General features: G+C 61.2%; 16 protein-coding genes and 1 tRNA gene. 12 read left to right on the top strand and 5 right to left on the bottom strand.

Translation table 11 applies throughout. The features are described 5' to 3' along the window. The first annotated feature begins 10 nt into the window (after nt 1–10). The 4 genes from atpD to ESZ00_RS13110 all read left to right on the top strand — a co-directional run bounded on the left by atpD (nt 11) and on the right by ESZ00_RS13110 (nt 3,818). The gene (atpD, locus tag ESZ00_RS13125; RefSeq protein ID WP_129208706.1) at nt 11–1,453 is read left to right on the top strand and encodes a F0F1 ATP synthase subunit beta; all 1,443 of its coding nucleotides are present in this window, start codon (nt 11–13) and stop codon (nt 1,451–1,453) included. A 70-nt stretch (nt 1,454–1,523) separates the two neighbouring features. After that, on the top strand, nt 1,524–1,952 hold the full coding sequence (gene atpC, locus ESZ00_RS13120) for an ATP synthase F1 subunit epsilon (RefSeq protein ID WP_129208705.1): 429 nt from the start codon (nt 1,524–1,526) through the stop codon (nt 1,950–1,952). 195 nt (nt 1,953–2,147) lie between these two features. Then, on the top strand, nt 2,148–2,894 hold the full coding sequence (locus ESZ00_RS13115; RefSeq protein ID WP_129208704.1) for a Stp1/IreP family PP2C-type Ser/Thr phosphatase: 747 nt from the start codon (nt 2,148–2,150) through the stop codon (nt 2,892–2,894). A gap of 69 nt (nt 2,895–2,963) precedes the next feature. After that, entirely contained in the window at nt 2,964–3,818 is an 855-nt protein-coding gene (locus ESZ00_RS13110) for a 3-hydroxybutyryl-CoA dehydrogenase (RefSeq protein WP_129208703.1), read from the top strand. A gap of 9 nt (nt 3,819–3,827) precedes the next feature. Here ESZ00_RS13110 and ESZ00_RS13105 read toward each other — a convergent pair whose 3' ends face one another. After that, nucleotides 3,828–4,568 (bottom strand): 3-keto-5-aminohexanoate cleavage protein, encoded by a 741-nt coding sequence (locus tag ESZ00_RS13105; protein ID WP_129208702.1) that lies wholly within the window; start codon nt 4,566–4,568, stop codon nt 3,828–3,830. A 91-nt stretch (nt 4,569–4,659) separates the two neighbouring features. On the opposite strand from ESZ00_RS13105, the gene ESZ00_RS13100 reads away from it, so the two are divergent. From ESZ00_RS13100 to ESZ00_RS13090, 3 genes are all read left to right on the top strand, one after another. After that, entirely contained in the window at nt 4,660–5,634 is a 975-nt protein-coding gene (locus tag ESZ00_RS13100; RefSeq protein ID WP_129208701.1) for an MBL fold metallo-hydrolase, read from the top strand. 126 nt (nt 5,635–5,760) lie between these two features. Continuing rightward, nucleotides 5,761–6,210 carry a hypothetical protein gene (locus ESZ00_RS13095; RefSeq protein ID WP_129208700.1) on the top strand — a complete coding sequence of 150 codons (450 nt, stop codon included), beginning with the start codon at nt 5,761–5,763 and terminating at the stop codon, nt 6,208–6,210. A 58-nt stretch (nt 6,211–6,268) separates the two neighbouring features. After that, a complete protein-coding gene (locus ESZ00_RS13090) occupies nt 6,269–7,027 on the top strand; it encodes a YoaK family protein (protein ID WP_229741300.1) in 759 nt (252 codons plus the stop codon). A 22-nt stretch (nt 7,028–7,049) separates the two neighbouring features. On the opposite strand, the gene ESZ00_RS13085 is transcribed toward ESZ00_RS13090, so the two are convergent. The 3 genes from ESZ00_RS13085 to ESZ00_RS13075 form a co-directional block, all read right to left on the bottom strand. After that, nucleotides 7,050–8,102: a gluconeogenesis factor YvcK family protein gene (locus ESZ00_RS13085; RefSeq protein WP_129208698.1), complete on the bottom strand. Its 1,053-nt coding sequence runs from the start codon at nt 8,100–8,102 to the stop codon at nt 7,050–7,052. 82 nt (nt 8,103–8,184) lie between these two features. After that, nucleotides 8,185–8,742 carry a TPR end-of-group domain-containing protein gene (locus tag ESZ00_RS13080; RefSeq protein ID WP_129208697.1) on the bottom strand — a complete coding sequence of 186 codons (558 nt, stop codon included), beginning with the start codon at nt 8,740–8,742 and terminating at the stop codon, nt 8,185–8,187. A 186-nt stretch (nt 8,743–8,928) separates the two neighbouring features. Beyond that, a complete protein-coding gene (locus ESZ00_RS13075; RefSeq protein WP_129208696.1) occupies nt 8,929–9,615 on the bottom strand; it encodes a DUF4254 domain-containing protein in 687 nt (228 codons plus the stop codon). Between the two features lie 55 nt (nt 9,616–9,670). On the opposite strand from ESZ00_RS13075, the gene ESZ00_RS13070 reads away from it, so the two are divergent. Genes ESZ00_RS13070 through ESZ00_RS13060 form a run of 3 tightly spaced genes read left to right on the top strand, consistent with a single transcriptional unit; the run spans nt 9,671 to nt 12,562 of the window. Continuing rightward, nucleotides 9,671–10,876 carry an ATP-grasp domain-containing protein gene (locus ESZ00_RS13070; protein ID WP_129208695.1) on the top strand — a complete coding sequence of 402 codons (1,206 nt, stop codon included), beginning with the start codon at nt 9,671–9,673 and terminating at the stop codon, nt 10,874–10,876. Nucleotides 10,877–10,921: 45 nt separating this feature from the next. After that, the gene (locus ESZ00_RS13065; protein WP_129208694.1) at nt 10,922–11,464 is read left to right on the top strand and encodes a DinB family protein; all 543 of its coding nucleotides are present in this window, start codon (nt 10,922–10,924) and stop codon (nt 11,462–11,464) included. Between the two features lie 54 nt (nt 11,465–11,518). Beyond that, entirely contained in the window at nt 11,519–12,562 is a 1,044-nt protein-coding gene (locus tag ESZ00_RS13060; RefSeq protein WP_129208693.1) for a UDP-glucose--hexose-1-phosphate uridylyltransferase, read from the top strand. 105 nt (nt 12,563–12,667) lie between these two features. On the opposite strand, the gene ESZ00_RS13055 is transcribed toward ESZ00_RS13060, so the two are convergent. Next, a tRNA-Lys gene (locus ESZ00_RS13055) sits at nt 12,668–12,743 on the bottom strand. A 365-nt stretch (nt 12,744–13,108) separates the two neighbouring features. Between ESZ00_RS13055 and ESZ00_RS13050 the strand changes: the two genes are divergently transcribed. Both ESZ00_RS13050 and bcsA read left to right on the top strand, forming a co-directional pair. Further along, the gene (locus ESZ00_RS13050; RefSeq protein WP_129208692.1) at nt 13,109–14,473 is read left to right on the top strand and encodes a cellulose synthase operon protein YhjQ/BcsQ; all 1,365 of its coding nucleotides are present in this window, start codon (nt 13,109–13,111) and stop codon (nt 14,471–14,473) included. Then, nucleotides 14,474–18,868 (top strand): UDP-forming cellulose synthase catalytic subunit, encoded by a 4,395-nt coding sequence (bcsA, locus tag ESZ00_RS13045; protein ID WP_129208691.1) that lies wholly within the window; start codon nt 14,474–14,476, stop codon nt 18,866–18,868. The last annotated feature ends 23 nt before the right edge of the window (nt 18,869–18,891 follow it).

Here is an 18,891-nt window from a genome sequence, read left to right as displayed (position 1 = left end):
CAGGAAGCATATGGCAGAAAACATCGGCAAAGTGGTTCAGATCTCCGGTCCCGCCGTCGACGTGCAGTTCGACGAGGCGAAGATGCCCGGCATCTACCAGGCGCTCCGCGTTGTGAGCGAAGGCTTCAATGTACCGTCACCCGTCAACGTCATCCTTGAAGTGCAGCAGCACCTTGGCGAAGGCCGCGTGCGCTGCGTGGCCATGGAGTCGACCGAGGGCATGGTTCGCGGCATGAAGGTCATCGACCTCGGCGGACCGATCTCCGTTCCTGTGGGCCGCGAGACGCTGGGCCGTGTGCTGAACGTGATCGGCGAGCCGGTCGACGAGCTCGGTCCGGTGAACGCAAAGGAATATCGCCCCATTCATCGCCAGGCTCCGGCCTTCGACGAGCAGGCAACCTCGGAAGAGATGTTCGAGACCGGTGTCAAGGTCATCGATCTCATCCAGCCCTTCCTCAAGGGCGGCAAGATCGGCCTCTTCGGCGGCGCTGGCGTCGGCAAGACGGTCATTATTCAGGAGCTGATCAACAACGTTGCGACCAAGCACGGCGGCTTTTCGGTGTTTGCCGGCGTGGGTGAGCGTACCCGTGAGGGGAACGACCTCTGGCTCGAGTTCCAGGAAGCCGGCGTCATCGATCTCAAGGATTTCTCGAAGTCGAAGGCCGCTCTGATCTACGGCCAGATGACCGAGCCGCCCGGTGCGCGTCTGCGTGTGGCGCTGACCGGCCTGACTATCGCGGAGCACTTCCGCGACGAAGAAGGCGCGGACACGCTGCTCTTCATCGACAACATCTTCCGCTTCACGCAGGCGGGCTCGGAAGTCTCGACGCTGCTGGGCCGCATGCCCTCGGCCGTCGGCTACCAGCCGAACCTCGCCACCGAAATGGGCGAGCTGCAGGAGCGCATCACCTCGACGAAGAAGGGCTCGGTCACATCCGTGCAGGCCGTCTACGTTCCGGCCGACGATCTTACCGATCCGGCTCCGGCGACGACCTTTGCTCACCTCGATGCGACCACCGTGCTCTCCCGCCCGCTGTCCGAGCTGGGTATCTACCCCGCCGTCGATCCGCTGGCGTCGAGCTCGCGTATCCTCTCGCCGCGTGTGGTCGGGCAGGAGCATTACGATGTGGCCCAGGGCGTGAAGCGCATTCTGCAGCGCTACAAGGATCTGCAGGACATCATCGCGATCCTTGGCATCGACGAGCTCTCGGAAGAGGACAAGATTACCGTCTCTCGCGCGCGCAAGGTGCAGAAGTTCCTTTCGCAGCCCTTCCACGTGGCCGAGCAGTTCACCGGCATCCCGGGCAAGTACTGCAAGATCGCGGATACGGTTCGCTCGTTCAAGGAAGTCATCGAAGGCAAGCACGACGACATTCCTGAGCAGGCCTTCTACCTCAAGGGCACGATCGAAGATGTGCTCGAAGCGGCTGAAAAGCTCAAGGCCCAGAAGTAAGAGCGAGTCGCCAGTCCCCAGTTGTCAGTCAATACACTGGGGACTGGTCACTGAGAACTGAGAACGGAACATGGCAGAGACAAATACTATCCAGGTCCGGCTCGTCACTCCTGAGCGCATCCTCGTCGATCAGACGGTGAATGCGGTGGAAGTGCCAGGCAAGTCCGGCTATCTCGAAGTGCTCTACGGGCACGCGCCGCTGCTTTCGGAGCTGGGTGCGGGGGAAGTTCGCCTGCACGGTGGCGAAGGCGGAGAGCAGCGTTTCCATGTGGCGCGCGGCTTTGTCGAAGTGCTGCCGGAGCGGGTGACCATCCTGGCGGAGAGTGCGGTGAAGCCCGAGGACATCGATACGGGCGAGGCCAAAGAAGAGCTCGAGGAAGGGAAGAAGCTCTGGAGCGAGGCCGGCGAAGACGCCGAAAAGTATGACGAGGCGAACGAGCTTATCCGCGAGGCCGAGTCTTTGCTCGAGAGCGCGCAGGGCGGTCAGAAGCAGGGGTAAACGCTCCGTTCCGATTGCAACGTTTTTTGGAAAGACCGGCCCAGTCCGGTCTTTTTCCTTTCTGTGCCGCTTATCTTTTCATTTCCTGCCCGCTTCTATTTCCTGTGTACTTCTTCCGATCCTGCTCTGCTTCTCTGGCGCCGGTGGTGTATCTTGGAGCAGGTCGCGAGCAGGTCGCGAACCGCTGCTTTTTCCATGCAGACGACACTCAAGCTCGAGGCCGCGGCCGCCACGCATAAAGGGAATGTCCGATCCGGCAATGAAGATGCGTATGCTTGTTGTCCGGAGGCGGGTGCGTTTGTCGTTTGCGATGGCATGGGCGGAGCTGCCGCCGGTGAGACCGCCAGTCATCTTGCCGTGAGCACCGTTGTTGAGCGTATCTGTGCGGCGTCGCCCGGAGCCGAGCCGCGCAAGACGCTGGAAAGCGCTATCGCCGCGGCCAATCGCCGCGTCTTCTCCTATGCGCAGAAGGATTTTTCGCTGCACGGCATGGGGACGACGCTGGTCGCCGCGGTCATCTGTGGCCACCACGTGGTGATCTCGCATGTCGGCGACAGCCGCTGTTACTTATTCCACCTGGGACGCCTGATCCGCCTGACGAACGATCATTCGCTGGTGGACGAGCAGGTGCGGCTGGGCCAGCTTACGCCCGATCAGGCGGACCGCTCGCCGCTGCGCAATGTGATCACGCGCGCCATCGGCACGCAGAAGACGGTTTCGGCCGAGACGGGCGAACTCGACCTTGAGACCGGAGATATGCTCCTGCTCTGTACCGACGGACTGACCCGCGAGCTCTCCGATGAACGGATCGTGGAGCTGCTCCAGGCTCTTGAGGCAAAGCGTGCGCCGGTCGAGACCATCTCCGAAGCTCTGATCGCCGAGGCGAATGCTGCCGGCGGCCGTGACAACGTCACCTGCATCGTTACCCGCATCGCCGGCTGATTCTCTGAGCTGTTATCGTGGCTGACGCAGGGAAGTGCGCGAGGCTGCGTGCTTCCTTTTGAGGATTCCATGACTGAGATTCGTACCGTCGGCGTCATTGGCGCTGGCACCATGGGCAACGGTATTGCCCACGTTTTTGCGCGCAGCGGCTTTCCGGTTTTTCTTTATGAAGTACAGCAGGCAGCGCTCGATCGCGGTCTTGAAACGATGCGCAAGAACCTTGCCCGCGAAGTGGCAAAAGGGAAGCTCTCGGCGGAGGAGCAGGATGCCGCGCTGGCTCGCATCACCGGCACGCTCGACCGCACGCAATTGGCTGCCTGCGACCTGGCTGTGGAGGCTGCAACCGAGCGCTTCGAGGTGAAGGCTGCGCTCTTCGCGGAGCTTGACCGGACATTGCCGCAGGAGGCAATTCTCGCTTCGAACACCTCGTCCATCTCTATTACGCGGCTGGCGGCACAGACGAAGCGTCCGGACCGTGTGATCGGCATGCACTTTTTCAACCCTGTTCCGGTAATGACGCTGGTCGAGGTGATTCGCGGTCTCCAGACCTCGCAGGCGACCTTCGATGCCGTGCATGGTGTTGCTCTTGCGCTGGGCAAATCGCCGGTGGAAGTGCACGATGCCGCGGGCTTCGTTTCGAATCGGGTGCTCATGCCGATGATCAACGAGGCCATTTTTGCGGTGATGGAAGGCGTGGCTACGGCCGAAGCCGTCGACCAGGTCTTCAAGCTGGGTATGGCGCACCCCATGGGACCGCTCACGCTGGCGGACTTTATCGGCCTCGATGTTTGCCTCGACATTATGCGTGTGCTGCAGGAGGGGATTGGAGACCCGAAGTATCGGCCCTGTCCGCTGCTGGTGCGCATGGTGGATGCGGGCTGGCTGGGGCGCAAGAGCGGACGCGGCTTCTACACGTATTCCTGATACATCCGGTTACCGCAGCCGCGTAGCTGGGGTGCGGATCAACTCGATTGCCGCGGCGACCAGATCGGCGTTATCTCTTGCAGGAGTTCCATCGGGTAGAAGCGTGATGTCCTCGAGTCCGGTGCGAATGCTGTGACCTCTCTGGAGAGCGCGCCGGTTGACCTCCCAGCACGCAAGCCCATAGCCGTGGTGAACCTGCTCAAGTTCGATGCCTGCCGACGTGACGATCTCCTCCATGGCCGCGGCATGCTCGACAGCCATGGCAGGATTCAGGTCCAGAGGCTCGATGAGGACGCGGCGGCAGCGGTCTGCCAATCCGGACGATACGAATGCCTTTGCATCTTCGGCACTCAGCAGACCTGCCTCGATCTGAACGCCGCGTGCGAGCAGCAGGTGGCAGAGCTCGACGATCCCCACTTCTCCCTGATTGGCCGTGATCAGATCGGGAAATTCGTTCCACTTCTCAACGATATGCAGGCGTTCTAGCGGGTCGCTCACAATGCTGGCGGAGGTGGTGAGCGAAACCGGGAGGTTGGGACACAGATTTCGGATTGCGCGAAGCACGTCTCCGCACATTTCTCCTGCAAGCGTTTCTCTGCCGGTTGGATCGAACGCATGCACATGCACGGAGTGCGCGCCGGCATTGCTCACAGCAAGTGCTGCGCGGGCAATCGTTTCCGGTGTGCGGGGAGTGGCAGGATGCCTGCTGTCGCCGTTCAGCGCGGCCTGGAGGAAAATCTTGCGGGACATTCTCTGATCATAAGGGCCGGATGCTGTGGGATACCCAACTCGATTCCTCCGTCGTTCTGATCCACACCGATCGGGCGTATTCTTATCGAATATGGTAAGGATGACAGTGCTGGCCAGCGGTTCGAAGGGCAACAGCACGGTTGTCTCCAGCTCCCGCACGCGCATCCTGGTGGATGCCGGCCTCTCCTGCCGCGAGCTTTTTAAGCGGATGCAGGCCGCCGGTGAGGATCCCCGGACGCTGGATGCGATTCTTGTCACCCACGAGCACGTGGACCATGTGCAGGGGCTGGCCGTGACCGCCCGCAAGCTGGGCATTCCTGTGTACTTTACTGAGGCTACGCATCGCGCCTGGGCGCGCTGGATGACTCCGCGCAAGCGCGTGACCTACGCCGAGTGGCTGGAGCAGCGCCGCCAGCAGGCAGCGGAAGAGCTGGCTGCCTCCGCGGAGTTTGTGGACGAGGTCTCGGAAGACGCCATCGGGGAAGATGCCATCCGGGAGGCTGCGGCCGAAGAGGATGCGGTTGCCGTGGATACTCCGGCGAAGACAGAAGCCGATCCAGCTCGCTTGCCCGGGGTTGAGTACTTCACGGCCGGTGAGGCTTTTTGCGTGGGCGATATCGCAGTCACGCCTTTTACGATTCCTCACGATGCGATCGATCCGGTGGGCTTTGTTTTTGAAGCCAATGGCATTCGTGTGGGAATTGCCACCGATCTCGGCTACATGCCGGCGCACGTCGAGCAGCGGTTGAAGCGCTGCGATGTGCTGATGCTGGAGTCGAATCACGATCTCGATATGTTGCGCGACGGCCCTTATCCGTGGTCGGTGAAGCAGCGTGTCATGTCGCGCGTCGGGCACCTCTCGAACGATGCCGCGGCAAAATTCCTTGAGGGTGGGTATGACGGGCAGGCCGCGTATGTCGTGCTCGCACACCTCTCGGAAAGCAACAACATGCCGGAGCTGGCGCGGCTGGCTGCAGAACGGGCGCTACGGGATCGAATGAGTTTGCTGGGGAATCGACTTTTACTTGCTACCCAACAGGCGCCTCTCGAATCTATTGTTTTATAGGATGCTATACTTTGGAAAGCGTCCCTTGCAGCGCAAGTGCAGTGCCACCCGTGAATTGCATCGCCACAGCGGTCTTCACGGCGTCGAATATTTGGAGTTACGCCTTGCCGGGAGAGTATCGAAGCGATGAAATCTTGTACTGATCCAGTCATCGGCGACATCCTATCCAGTTGGCGCTATGACATTTCCGGGATTTCGCCCGAGATGCGCACCGATTATGAAGGGCATTTTGTCGAGTGTGCGCATTGCCGCAGCCGTCAGCGCCTGCATCGCACAGTCGATGTGGCCCTGATTGCGATCAGCACTCTTTCCATCCTCGCCTTCCTGCTTGCGATTGCGGTGATCCACCACGTCGAGCCGTTACGCAACTGGGCGATCATCATGCACCTCGATCACCGCGACGTGGCTCTTACCCTGCAGATGGCTGCGATGGCCGGTCTTCTCGTTTCCATGCTGTGCTGGGTGCTCATTGCGATCGCTACTCCCGCACCGGTCTACCTCACCGGCATGGCCCAGGCGCGTTTTCTTCATGACCGGCTCTCCGACGACCAGCCGCGTACGCGCAACATCGCCTGACCGCTTGAGCCCGATCCCGCCAGGCGACGCCGCATCCGCTCCGGAAACTGCGTTGCCTGTGTCCACTCCGGACAATCCCTCTTCTTCGTCAAATCCCGATCCAGCCGCTGTATTGCCTCCTGCTGATTCGCGTTTTCAGGAGCGCACGGATCTTGTTCATTCCGCGCTGACCGGGTCTCTGCTGGCTACGGCCGGCGGCTTTCTCGACGCCTTCACCTACACGGCGCATGGTCATGTCTTTGCCAATGCCATGACCGGCAACGTGATTCTGCTCGGCGTCTCCTGCGTCTCGCACAACTGGCATACAGGTCTGCGCCACCTGCCGCCGATCGCGGCGTTCCTCTGCGGCATCTGCTCGGCGCGCGGCATTCATCTCTATGCGGAGCGCCGCGGCCTGCGCTTCCCCTATCTCGCCGTGCTGCTGCTGGAACTGGCTACGCTCGGCGTCCTCAGCCTGCTGCCGCAAGCTACCCGCGATTTCTGGATTACGACGAGCATTGCTTTTGCCGCCTCGGTGCAGGTGGCTACCTTTCGGCAGGTGAATGGACACGGCTACAGCTCAACCTTCACCACGGGGAATCTACGCACATTGGGCGAGGCGATCTTCGACTGGATCTTTGCAGAACGCAAGCCTGAGACACTCCGTAGAGTAGAAGACTTCGCCATGATTTGTGGAGCGTTCTTCTTTGGCGCGCTGCTCGGGGCGATCGTGACGCCTCACATGGGCAATCGTGCGTTATGGGTCGATATGGCTTTTCTGTTCGCCGTGGCAGTTCGATTGGCGTGGCAGAACCGCCGGGACGCAGAGGCATCCTGAGAGCAAAGAAACAGGGGAAGGCCTACCCGCGTCCGGCCAGCGCCAGTTCGAGCGCCTTGGCTGCGACCCGGTCTGCGGCGTGGCGCAGCACGTTGCCTTCAGCGGCAAAGTCTCCGGAGATGCAGCGGATGCCGAGCGCTTCGATGCGTTCGACATCTGCGTCGATGACCTCGGCACCTTCCGCGGCGTAACGCTCGCGGATGGCTGCGGAGACCGGCGCGGTGTTGACCAGCGCGTAGTCGAAGATCGGCTGGCGGGCGTGGTCGTAGATGCGCTCGATGTGCTGTGATGCAGTCAGATGCAGGCTTTCGTTGGCCTGCGTCATCAGGTTGGCGATGTAGACGCGCGTGCCCTTGGCCGCGCCCAGCGCTTCGGGAATGCCGCGGACTAAAAGATTCGTAATCAGGCTCGTGTAGAGAGAGCCGGGGCCGATGGTGATGAGATCCGCCTTGGCGATGGCCTCGAGGGTCTCCGGCATGGGCTCGACGATGGCGGGATCGAGCATCAGTTCGGCGATGGGCACGCGGCTGGCGGTGATGTTGGTCTCGCCTTCGACGGTGGTGCCGTCGGCCATGCGCGCGCGCAGGCGCACATCTGCCACCGTGGCCGGATAGATGTGTCCGCGCGTGGCCAGCACCTCTGCCGCGAGCTTGACGGCGTGGCCGAAGTCGCCGGTCATCTCCGCAAGGGCGGCAACGAAGAGATTGCCGAAGCTGTGTCCTTCGAGTTCGCCTCCGCTGCGAAAGCGGTGTCCGAAGAGCTGAGCAAGGAGGTATTCGTCTTCCGAGAGCGCGACCATGCAGTTGCGCAGGTCGCCGGGTGGAAGCATGTTGAAGTCCTTGCGCAGGCGCCCGCTGGAACCGCCGTCGTCGGTCACGGTGACGACCGCGGCCAGATCGCTGATGAGGCAGGGAATGTCGTCGCAGCTGCCGGGCGTGCTTCCGGTTACCGAGGGGACGTATTTCTTCAGGCCGCGCAGCAGCGTGGAGAGGCCGGTTCCGCCGCCCATGGCGACGACGCGAAAGCTGCGCCGTGCAATCTGGGGACTTTGGGGCCGGGGAGGGTCGAGGGGCATTGCGGCGGTCGGGAACTCCATCTCGATGTACTGAGATGAGTGTATCCCGACCAGCGTCGCTTTGCGGGTCTGCCGGGGTGGCCTACTGCGTCTCCGGATACAGCAGCTCGGTGAAGCGCGGATCGTCGGCCATGTCGGCGAAGTCCGCATCGCTGCGTGCCTGGAGGCGATTGCGCGAGTTCAGCTCGATGGCTCGCGAGAGGTGCTCGAGGCATTCCTCCGCCTGTCCGGTCATGCTGTTCAGAAGCGCGAGCCCGTAGTGTGCGTAGTCCGCGTCGGGATTGCGTTCCAGCATGCCTTCGAACTGATCGCGAGCGTCCTCGTACTGTCCCTGGTTCAGCAGCGAGACCGCGTAGTCGTACCGCTCTTCCATGCTGGCGAAGTTCAGGCTCTCGCGGGAGGAGTAGCGTGAGCAGACCGCGAGGTAGACGCGCGAGCGGTCGGCCAGCTCCGGAATGCCTTCGCTGGACAGTTGTGCGAAGAGATCCCGCGCCTTGTCATACTTGCCCTCCTGCATCAGCTGAACGGCACGCTGAAACTGCTCGAAGGGTGCGGACTCCGCGCTCTGCGTCTTGGTTTTTTTTTCGATGCCGGCCGCCTGGGCGCGATTCTTGGCGCCTGCGGAGCGTGCTTCCTGCATGAAGACTATTCCTTTAGGCCGCATGGGCAGCCTGGTTGATAGCGGTGATTGCCGTGATCGGCTACGGCAGAATTGCCATTATCGTCGCATTTATACGTACTGTCTCGCGCTGCGTCAAGAACCGGAAGGTCACACCGCCATGGAGCATGGGTACAGAGCAGTGGTAAAGCGATGTGTCCCTCTTGTTCAGATGCTCTTTTCCTCGTCCTTCTGCGCTGTGTCTTCCGGTGTCCCCGCCGGGCTTTTTTGCGTGCCATAGACCGCGGGGTTCAGCGAAGGATCGTTATACATCTTCATCTGCCGGTAGACCTTGAAACGCCGTTCTCCGCTGAGGATGTTCTGCCACAGCGCGCCGAGGCATCCGGCGAGATCGTCTCGTTGCGTCAATAACACCGCCAGCCGGATTTCGTTGCGTTGCCGGTGGCCTTCGGGCGCGTTCTCGCGCTGCACCTCTTCGCGGGTGTGATAGATTTTCAGCGCCAAAATCGACAGCCGGTCGAGCATCAGGCCGGGCGATTCCGAGTGCAGTTCAGCTGCGGCGCGTGGCAGCCCATGCGCTTCGAGGGTCTCGAGCAGGCGCACGTCGGTCTGTTCGGCCAGATCGTTGCGCCGCTGGTTCACCTTGTCGATGGCCCGCTTGGTCTCGGCAATCTGACGGTCGCTCGCTCCAGGCACGCGCGCCTGGTCCTCAATGTGCCACAGCTCGAAGTTGGCGCGGTGCAGTTCGAGCACCGCTGCCATCAGTTCATTTGCGGGTTTCAGCGGGTAGCCGGTCGCTTCGCCATGCCATGCCGCAGTGGTGGCATCCTGCAGCGCCGTCACTGCGGACGCGTCGAGCAGGGAAACCAGCGTATTCTCTTGCAATTCACTCATCGAAACCGTCCCACCCTTATGTTAGAACTAACGCACATCTTCGCGGAGCTTCCCAATGAGCCAGCCTCGGAAAGAGCGCCTCCTCTGCATCTCCTCCTATGTCAAGGGCCATGCCTTTCTGCGTCAGGCCGAAGCGATGGGCTGCAAGGTTGTCCTGCTGACGCTCGACAAACACCGCGATGCGGAGTGGCCCTTCGAGAGCCTCGAAGCCTTTGAGACCATGCCGGCCGGTCTTACGCTCGAGCAGATCACCAATACCGTGACCTGGCTGGCTCGCACGCACCGCTTCGACCGCATTGTTGCGCTCGACGAATTCGACATGGAGACGGCCGCGCATCTCCGCGAGCACATGCGCATTCCCGGCATGGGGCGCACGCTGACCGCGCACTTCCGCGACAAGCTGGCCATGCGCTTCGAGGCCGAGCGCGCCGGTGCTCTGGTGCCTGACTTTATCGGCATCTTCAACTATGACGATCTCCGCGAGTGGATGGATTCCGTGCCCGGGCCGTGGCTGCTGAAGCCGCGCTCCGAGGCTTCGGCCATCGGCATCCGCCGGATCATGGAACCGGATGAGCTCTGGCGCGCTCTGGATGAATTGGGCGACCGGCAGAGCTATTTCCTCCTCGAGCGCTTCATCCCCGGGCAGATCTATCACGTCGATTCGATCATCAGCGAGCGCGATGTCCTCTTCACCTCGGTGAGCCGTTACGGCCAGCCGCCGATGAAGGTGATGCACGAGGGCGGTGTTTTCACCACGCGCATCCTCGACCGCACCTCGCCCGAAGTCCGCGCTCTCACCGGCATCAACGGAGAGCTGGTGCCGCGCATGGGGATGGTCCGCGGTGTGACCCACGCGGAATATATCCACGGCGAGGACGGCCGTTACTACTTCCTCGAGGTCGCAGCTCGTGTAGGTGGTGCGTTCATCTCGGATGTGGTTCGCCATGCCACAGGTATCGATCTATGGGCGGAGTGGGCGCGCATCGAGATCAACCATCTCCGCTACCAGAGCTACGCGCTGCCGAAGCAGGAAGAGCTTTATGCGGGCAGCGTGCTGTGCCTGGCGCGCACGGCGCAGCCCGATACCTCGGACTTCAACGCGCCGGAGATCGTCGAGCGCATCGACAAGCATCATCATGCCGGGCTGATCCTCCGCTCGCCCGATCCTGCCCGGGTAAAAACGCTTCTCGAGGATTACAGCACGCAGTTCGCCGAGCGCTTCCTGGCGACGGCTCCGGTGCCGGATAAGCCCACGGCGTAGCGGAGCGTACCCTGTTCGTTGCCGGCATGTAGACTGGCTTTCATCATGAGTTCTATCGCTGACCGCAGCAGCATTCCTGCGTGGTTCGAGCGTCGCTTCGACTTCGCTTTTCCTGTTTCGTTGCTGCCCAACCTGCGGATGCGGTTGCATGGCACTCCTGCCCGCCTGGAAGAGGTTCTGCGCGGCGTCAGCCGGGAGGCTCTGGTGCGTAAGCCGGAAGGGAAGTGGTCGGCACAGGAGCAGGCAGGGCATCTTCTCCAGCTCGAGCCGCTCTGGCTTGCGCGGGTGCATGACTATGCCCGCGACAGCGTCAACCTCACGCCCACCGACCTTGCCAATGCTGCCACAGACCTGGCCGATTACAACTCCTGGCCGCTGGAAGAGATTCTTGCCGGCTTCCGCAGTGCCCGCATGGCACTGTTCGATGCCGTCGAGGCGTTAGATCCGGCGCTCGCTGCGCATACGCTTCCGCATCCACGTCTCAAAACCCCTTTCCGGCTTGTGGATCACCTTTTCTTTGTCGCGGAACACGACGACCACCACCTTGCCCACATATGGGAATTGCTCCATCGCAAGCCGCAGCCGTAGAAGAAGGGGAGCGGTTCGTGGTTCAATCGAGGGGAGTTCCTGAAAGGAAGGCCTGTGTCATCCTCTGCATTGCAATTCCCGCACCGCCGCTACAATCCTCTCCGCCGCGAATGGGTGCTGATTTCGCCGCATCGCACCCAGCGCCCCTGGCAGGGTGAGGTCAACCCATCTTCGGGGTTTTCCGATGTGCATTACGACCCCAGCTGCTACCTCTGTCCGGGCAATACGCGTGCCGGTGGGCATGTCACGCCTCCATATGAAAGCGTGTACATTTTCGACAACGATTATGCAGCTCTGCTGCCCGATTCGCCTGCGCCGCCGCAGGATGTGCATCCGCTGCTCCATGCCGAGCGCGAGCGCGGCCGCTGCAAGGTCCTTTGTTTCCATCCTGATCACAGCCTGACGCTGCCGCGTATGCGGCTCGAGGATATCCGCAAGGTCGTGGACGCCTGGACGGAGGAGTACATCGCGCTTGCGGCTGTGCCGGAGCTGAATTACGTCCAGATTTTTGAGAACCGCGGGGCCATGATGGGCGCCAGCAATCCTCACCCGCACTGCCAGATCTGGGCCACCGAGCACGTGCCGGATGAGCCGGCCGCCGAGACAGAGGCGCAGCGCGATTATCTTGCCGAGCACAAGAGCTGCCTGCTTTGCGACTATCTGAAGGTCGAGCTGGGCGAGAAGACCCGCGTGGTCTGCGAGAACGAGGACTTTGCCGCCGTGGTGCCCTGGTGGGCGGTGTGGCCGTTCGAGACACTGGTGCTGGCTAAGCGCCATCTCGGCTCGATGGCGGAGTTCACCGACCGTGAGAAGACCTCGCTGGCCGACATTCTGAAGCAGGTCACCACCCGCTATGACAACCTGTTCGAGGTGAGCTTCCCCTACACGATGGGCTTCCACCAGTCGCCGGTGGACGGTTCAGATCATCCGGAGTGGCATTTCCATGCCCACTTCTATCCTCCGCTGCTGCGTTCGGCAACTGTGCGTAAGTTCATGGTGGGATTCGAGATGCTGGGCATGCCACAGCGCGATATCACGCCCGAGGGCGCAGCCGAGCGACTGCAACAGCTCTCTAGCACGCACTTCACCTTGAAGTAGGGCTGTGGGCCACCGCCAGAGCTGAGCAGCAGTTACCGCATACAGAAACGCCCGGAGCATGGCTCCGGGCGTTTTTATGTGCTCAAAAGTCCCACTAGAAAACCGTGGTGAGCCCGCTGGGGCTCGAACCCAGGACCAGCGCCTTAAAAGGGCGATGCTCTACCAACTGAGCTACAGGCTCTTACCTTGTTCAAATTATCACACGGTCATTGGCCTTACGAAAAACCTATCCAAAAGTAACGTGTTCCGCATTACTATGTACCCTGTCCCCTGTTCGTACAGAGTCCGCTCATCAGACCGGAAAAGATGGAGAAGAAAGCAGTTGCAGGGTTTCCCCCGGAAGGCTGCCCGAAGTTCTCTCCATCCTCTTTCGGCTCTGCCTTATCCCCCTGGAGGCAGTGGGCAGTGACTTAAGGAATAGACAGAGGTTGGGCAAGATTTACTTGCAAGTGGCTGTTTTTGATTGATTTGTGGCGATTCTGAAGGAATTTGCCTGGCAGTTTTGCTTTTAGCCATGACGAACGAGACGGGTACGAGGGTCATCCCATGAGCGCTGAAAAGCACACCACCCCCCCGGCCGCGGCCGAATCTGTTTCTGCATTACCCGAGGACATTGCCACCCTTTACTCCTGGGCCAATCTCCACGGCATCAAGTATCGCGACTTCAGCTCCACGCGGCAGGAGTTCCGCTCTCAGCCTCGTCCCCGACGGGTTGAGGTCGAGCCCCCAGTCGAGGAGGCCGCCACCGGGAAAGCTGCGCTGGAAAAACCGGAAGCGGTTGCAGAGCCGGTCGTCGCGCAGGCGGCGAAGCCGGTTGCCGCCGAAGCGGCTTCTCCCGCGATCCCCGTCGAGATGTCGGCTCCGCTCCCGATAGCCAGCGTCCCTATCGCCGCACCGGCTATGGCTGCTGAACCGCCTGCTGCGCCGGCCCGGGTTTCGGCTCCGGTCGTCGAGCCCCTTCCTGAACCAGCGTCCCGCGGTTTCTGGGAAGAGCTGGCCGCTGCGCCTGCGGCGAATTTCGAAAGGGAATTGCCGCGAGCGGCGGCGCCTTTCCGCACCCCGGCTCCGGCGGAGAGGTTGCGCGTCTCTGACCGCTGGTATGCGCTCAACCGCATTGCCGGTCAGCCTGAACCGTATCGTGTTTCGGAGCAGGGGCTTCGGACACCTGTCCTTGCTGTTTTTTCGCTGGCTGGGGGCGTCGGCAAGACGGGGCTCGTGGCCACCCTGGGACGGGCGCTTGCTGCCTTCGGAGAAGAGGTGCTGCTCGTGGACACGAATCCCTACGGGATGCTGCACCTCTATTACGGCGCGCAGGAGAGCCGTCCCGGCGTGGTTCGCAGCTTTACCGGCGGCGATCAGGACGCGGCGGTCCGGCTTCTGAGCACCGGTGCGCCGTCTTCTCGCCTGGCCGATCTTCTACAGCAGCATGCGGGCCGTGCCAGCCGCATCCTGATCGATATCGCTACGGCCTCGGCCGATCTTCTGCGCCAGATTGCCCGTTTTTCTCCGCGGGTTCTGGTGCCGCTTACTCCGGATATTCACTCGCTGGCTTCGCTGCAGACGCTCGAGGAGTGCTTTGCGCGCATGTTCACGCATGCGGATGAGAGGGATGTCCATCTTCTGGAGCCGGTGTATCTGTTGAATGGCTTCGATCCTGCTGTTCCGCTGCATGTCGAGGTGCGCGAGATTCTGCGTCAGCGGCTGGGGGACCGGCTTCTGCCTTTTGCGCTCCACTGCTCGACTGCGCTCTCCGAGGCCCTGGCGGAAGGCATGACCGTGATGGACTACTCGCCGGGCGCCCCAGTTGCCGAAGATTATGCCTCTCTCGCCTCCTGGGTACGCCGCTTCGCGGCTCCCGCAGATGGAACTATCCGCGGCCGCCGCTGGAGCGAGCAGGAACGGAGCTCATAGATGGCTGTACCCGATGTCTGGAAGCACGTGGAGTCCGGTGAGGGTTTTTTCCCCCGGCTTTCACGCGGCACGCTGCTTCTACTTGGCCTGACCTGCATGATCTACTTCGCCATTCTTCCCCTCACCTGGCCTCAGCAGGCGGTGATGGGACTGCTGGCCATTCTTCTGGCGCTGTGGCTTAACCGTGTTTCGAATTCCTACATCATCACGCTGGCGCTGATGGTGATGTCGATGTTCTCCACCTTTCGCTATGCGTGGTGGCGCATCGGCACGGTGATCGATTTCTTTCAGGACCCGGGCAGCAAATGGGGCCCGCTGGATGCGTTCTTCATCTTTGTGCTGGTGGGCGCGGAAACCTACGCCTTCATCATTCTCTTTCTCGGCTTCATGCAGACGATCTGGCCGCTGCGCCGTGCTCCAGTGCCGCTTCCGGAAGAGATCACGGAGTGGCCGGATGTCGATCTGCTCATTCCGACCTACAATGAGCCGCTCAGCGTGGTGCGCTATACCGCGCTGGCGGCACTGAATATCGACTGGCCTGCGGACAAGCTGCACGTCTACATCCTGGATGACGGCAAGCGCGAAGAATTTCGCCAGTTTGCCGAGGAGGCCGGTGTCGGGTATATGACTCGCACCGACAACAAGCATGCCAAGGCCGGCAACATCAATCGCGCACTCGAGAAGCTCAAGAGCCCATATGTCGCGATCTTCGATTGCGATCACGTGCCGACGCGCAGCTTCATGCAGATGACGATGGGGTGGTTCCTGCGCGATCAGAACCTGGCGATGCTGCAGACGCCGCACCATTTCTATTCGCCCGATCCCTTTGAGCGGAACCTGCACCAGTTCCGCACGATTCCGAACGAGGGCGAACTTTTCTACGGCATCGTGCAGGACGGCAACGATTTCTGGAATGCGACCTTCTTCTGCGGCTCCTGCGCCGTGCTGCGGCGCACTGCGCTCGACGAGATCGGAGGCATTGCGGTCGAGACAGTGACTGAGGATGCGCATACTTCGCTGCGTATGCAAATGAATGGCTGGAATACGGCGTACATCAACATTCCGCAGGCTGCGGGACTTGCCACCGAGCGGCTCTCCGGCCATGTGAAGCAGCGTATTCGCTGGGCGCGCGGGATGATCCAGATTCTGCGCACCGACAACCCGCTCTTCTGCCGCGGGCTGAAGCTCGCGCAGCGCCTCTGCTACTTCAACGCCATGACGCATTTCATGTACGCGTTGCCGCGGTTGATCTTCCTTACTTCGCCGCTGATCTACCTGCTGCTTTCGCACACGAATGTGCCTGGCTACTGGGCGGCGATCTTCGCCTACGCGCTGCCGCACCTCACGCTCTCGAATGTGACGAACTCGCGCATCCAGGGACAGCATCGCCATTCCTTCTGGAACGAAATATACGAAACCGTACTTTCGCCTTACATCCTGCTGCCGACGATGATGGCTCTGATCAACCCCAAGCTGGGCAAGTTCGACGTGACGGCCAAGGGTGGCGTGGTGAAGAAGGACTTCTTCGATTCGCGCATTGCACAGCCGTTCATGGTGCTCATGCTGTTCAATTTCCTCGGGCTGCTGATGGTGATTCCCCGCTTCTTCCATGTTCCGGGGCTCGGCTATTTCTGGGACGGCACGCACCCGGGGACGATCATCATGAACGGCATCTGGACGGTGTTCAACATCATCATCCTGGCCGTGGCGACGGCTGTGGCGAGGGAATCACGGCAGCAGCGCCAGCAGGTGCGGATCAACTTTACGATCCCGGTGCGCGTGAAGCTCTCTGGGCGGGTCAGCTTCGAGGCGGAGACGATCGACGGATCGAGCGGCGGCTTTGCCCTGCGCATGAAGGAGTCCTGTCCGCTCACTGCCGGACAGAGCGTCCGTATCGTGTTCCCACTGCGTCTCGGAGATGCAGAGCTGCCTGCGACGATCGTCTCCCACGACAGGGATACGATGCGTCTGCAGTTCGATGCCCTGACGATCACCGAAGAAGAGCTACTGACGATGGTGCTCTACTCGCGCGCCGACACCTGGCTGAAATGGGGAGAATCACGCGAAGTCGATAATCCCGGGCGCAGCTTCGTCCGCATTTTGCAGCTTTCCCGCATCGGGCTTCGCGAAACCTTCCTCACGCTGATCCCCAGGCGGAAGAGGTCTCAGAAGCAGAGAAAACTCGTGCCCAAGAACGTCGCTTCCATTCTGCTCTTTCCGCTGCTGCTTGCCGCCGCGGCCCGCCTCCATGCCGCGCCTGTTGCACCCGTTGCTCCTGCTGCCAGCGAGACTGCAGGAAGCTTCCGCTCGGCGTTCACGCTGCGCGATCTCGGCATGAGCGCGCCGGTCGAGATGCGGGGTATCGACAGCACCTTCACCCTGCCGTTTGCGCTGCCGCAGAACCAGATCGTGAAGACGGCTTCGCTGCACATGATCTATCACTTTTCGCCGGGCCTCATTCCAGCCATGAGCCACATCAAGGTGATGGTCAACGGCTCGGTTGTCGGCGTGGTGCAGCCGCCGGCCATGCCAGCGGCCGGCGATGCGATCCTCGACCAGACCTTCACGCTTCCTCCCGACCTGCTGGTGCGCAACAACCAGGTCAGCTTCGAGTTCATCGGTCACTACGTGATGGTCTGCGAAGACCCGGCCAACACTGTGCTCTGGGCACGTGTCGATCCGACTTCGACGATCCAGATCAACGGAGATCTTTTGCCGCTGACCGACGATCTCAAATTTCTGCCGCTCCCGTTCTTCGACGCGGTTCTCAGTCAGCCTCCTGTGGTCCCGATTGCGTTTACCGGGAATCCGACTCCTGCTGTTTTGCAGGCAGCGGGCATCGTGGCTTCTTACTTTGGTGTGCAGGCCAATTCGCGTTCTGTGCGTTTTCCCACTTCTATCGGCGCGCTTCCGACTGGCAATGTTGTTCTGGTCTCCGATAATCCCGCGAGCCTGCCTGCGAGTTTCAATCTTGGCGTGCTGAGCGGTCCCACGCTTGCGGTGCGGCCCAATCCCACCGATCCCTATGGCAAGGTGCTTATCGTTACCGGAGCGGACAGCAAGCAGTTGCTGACTGCTGCGCAGGCTCTGTCTCTCGGATGGAACGGCATCCAGGGGGCAACGGTCACGGTGCAGAACTTTGTCCCGCCGGCGCAGCGCCGTCCTGACGACGCGCCGCGCTGGGCGCGTACGGACCGCCGCATCTCAATTGCCGATTATGCCAGCCCGGAGCAGTTGAAGACCGATGGTTCGGCTCCGATCGAAACCTTCTTCCGCACTCCGCCCGACCTTTACTACGCGGATAAGAACAATACGATCCTGCACGTCGATTACCGCTATAACCCGATCCCCATCGGCTCCAATTCGAGCGTGCAGGTGCAGGTGAACCATGCTTATCTCGGCTCTCTGCCGCTGATTCCTGGGAAGTCCGCGACGAAGAATACTGCGGCCACCATGGCGTTGCCGGTGGTCGATCTGCGGCCGTTCTCCGACACGATCGATTTCATCTACACCTTTCAGGTACAGAAGGCCGGAGGCTGCAAGGACACGACGCCGATCAACATGCAGGGCTCGATCCTGGGCAGCTCGTATCTCGATCTGCGCGGCTTTGCTCACTGGGCTGCGATGCCCAATCTCGATCTCTTTGCCAGCGCGGGCTTTCCGTTTACCCGTTATGCCGACCTGAGCGAGACGGAAGTAGTGCTGCCACAGACCCCATCGGCGCAGGAGATCGAACTTTATCTCACGCTCATGGGGCACTTCGGAGCACAGACAGGCTTTCCCGTGCTGCGCGTCGCCGTGGGTGATGCGGAGGACATGAAGAGCGGTGTGGACAGGGATTTTCTTGTCATCGGAACAGGAGACGATAACCCCGGGATGGATCGTGGCGAGAAGAATATGTCCGTCCTCTTCTCGGCCAACGGTCTCAGCGTGCATGATACGGAGGGATTCTTCGCGCCGCTGCATAAGGCGTGGTGGAAGATTCGTCAGATCGACCAGCAGGTCTCCGGTGAGATCAACATCACTGGCCTGCCGCAGGCTGTGGTCGAGGGCTTCGAATCGCCATGGACCAACAAGCGTTCTGTGGTCCTTATCAACCTGCGCGACTCTGCTGAGGCAGAACCATTTCTGGCACGTTTCCTGAAGGTTGCGCAGTCGTCGGAGATCACAGGCACCGTCAGCGTATTGCATGGGGCGACATTCCAGTCCTTCCGCATCGGCAACGCGGTGTATCACGTGGGCTATCTGCCCTGGTGGCAGGCGCTCGACCTCTGGTTCACGGAGATGCCGTGGACGGTTGCCATTGCCATCTTCGTGGTGTCGTTTGTCTTCGCAATCTGGATTCGCACGTGGCTGCGGCGGCGTGCCCGTGAACGACTGCAGGTTTATCAATGAAGCTTGCGGCAATGAGATTTCGC

Origin of the sequence: Silvibacterium dinghuense (assembly GCF_004123295.1) — a bacterium.
Classification (GTDB): Bacteria; Acidobacteriota; Terriglobia; order Terriglobales; family Acidobacteriaceae; genus Silvibacterium; species Silvibacterium dinghuense.
Note: the sequence above shows the minus strand (reverse complement) of the source record. Positions and strands in the feature narration are given on the sequence as shown.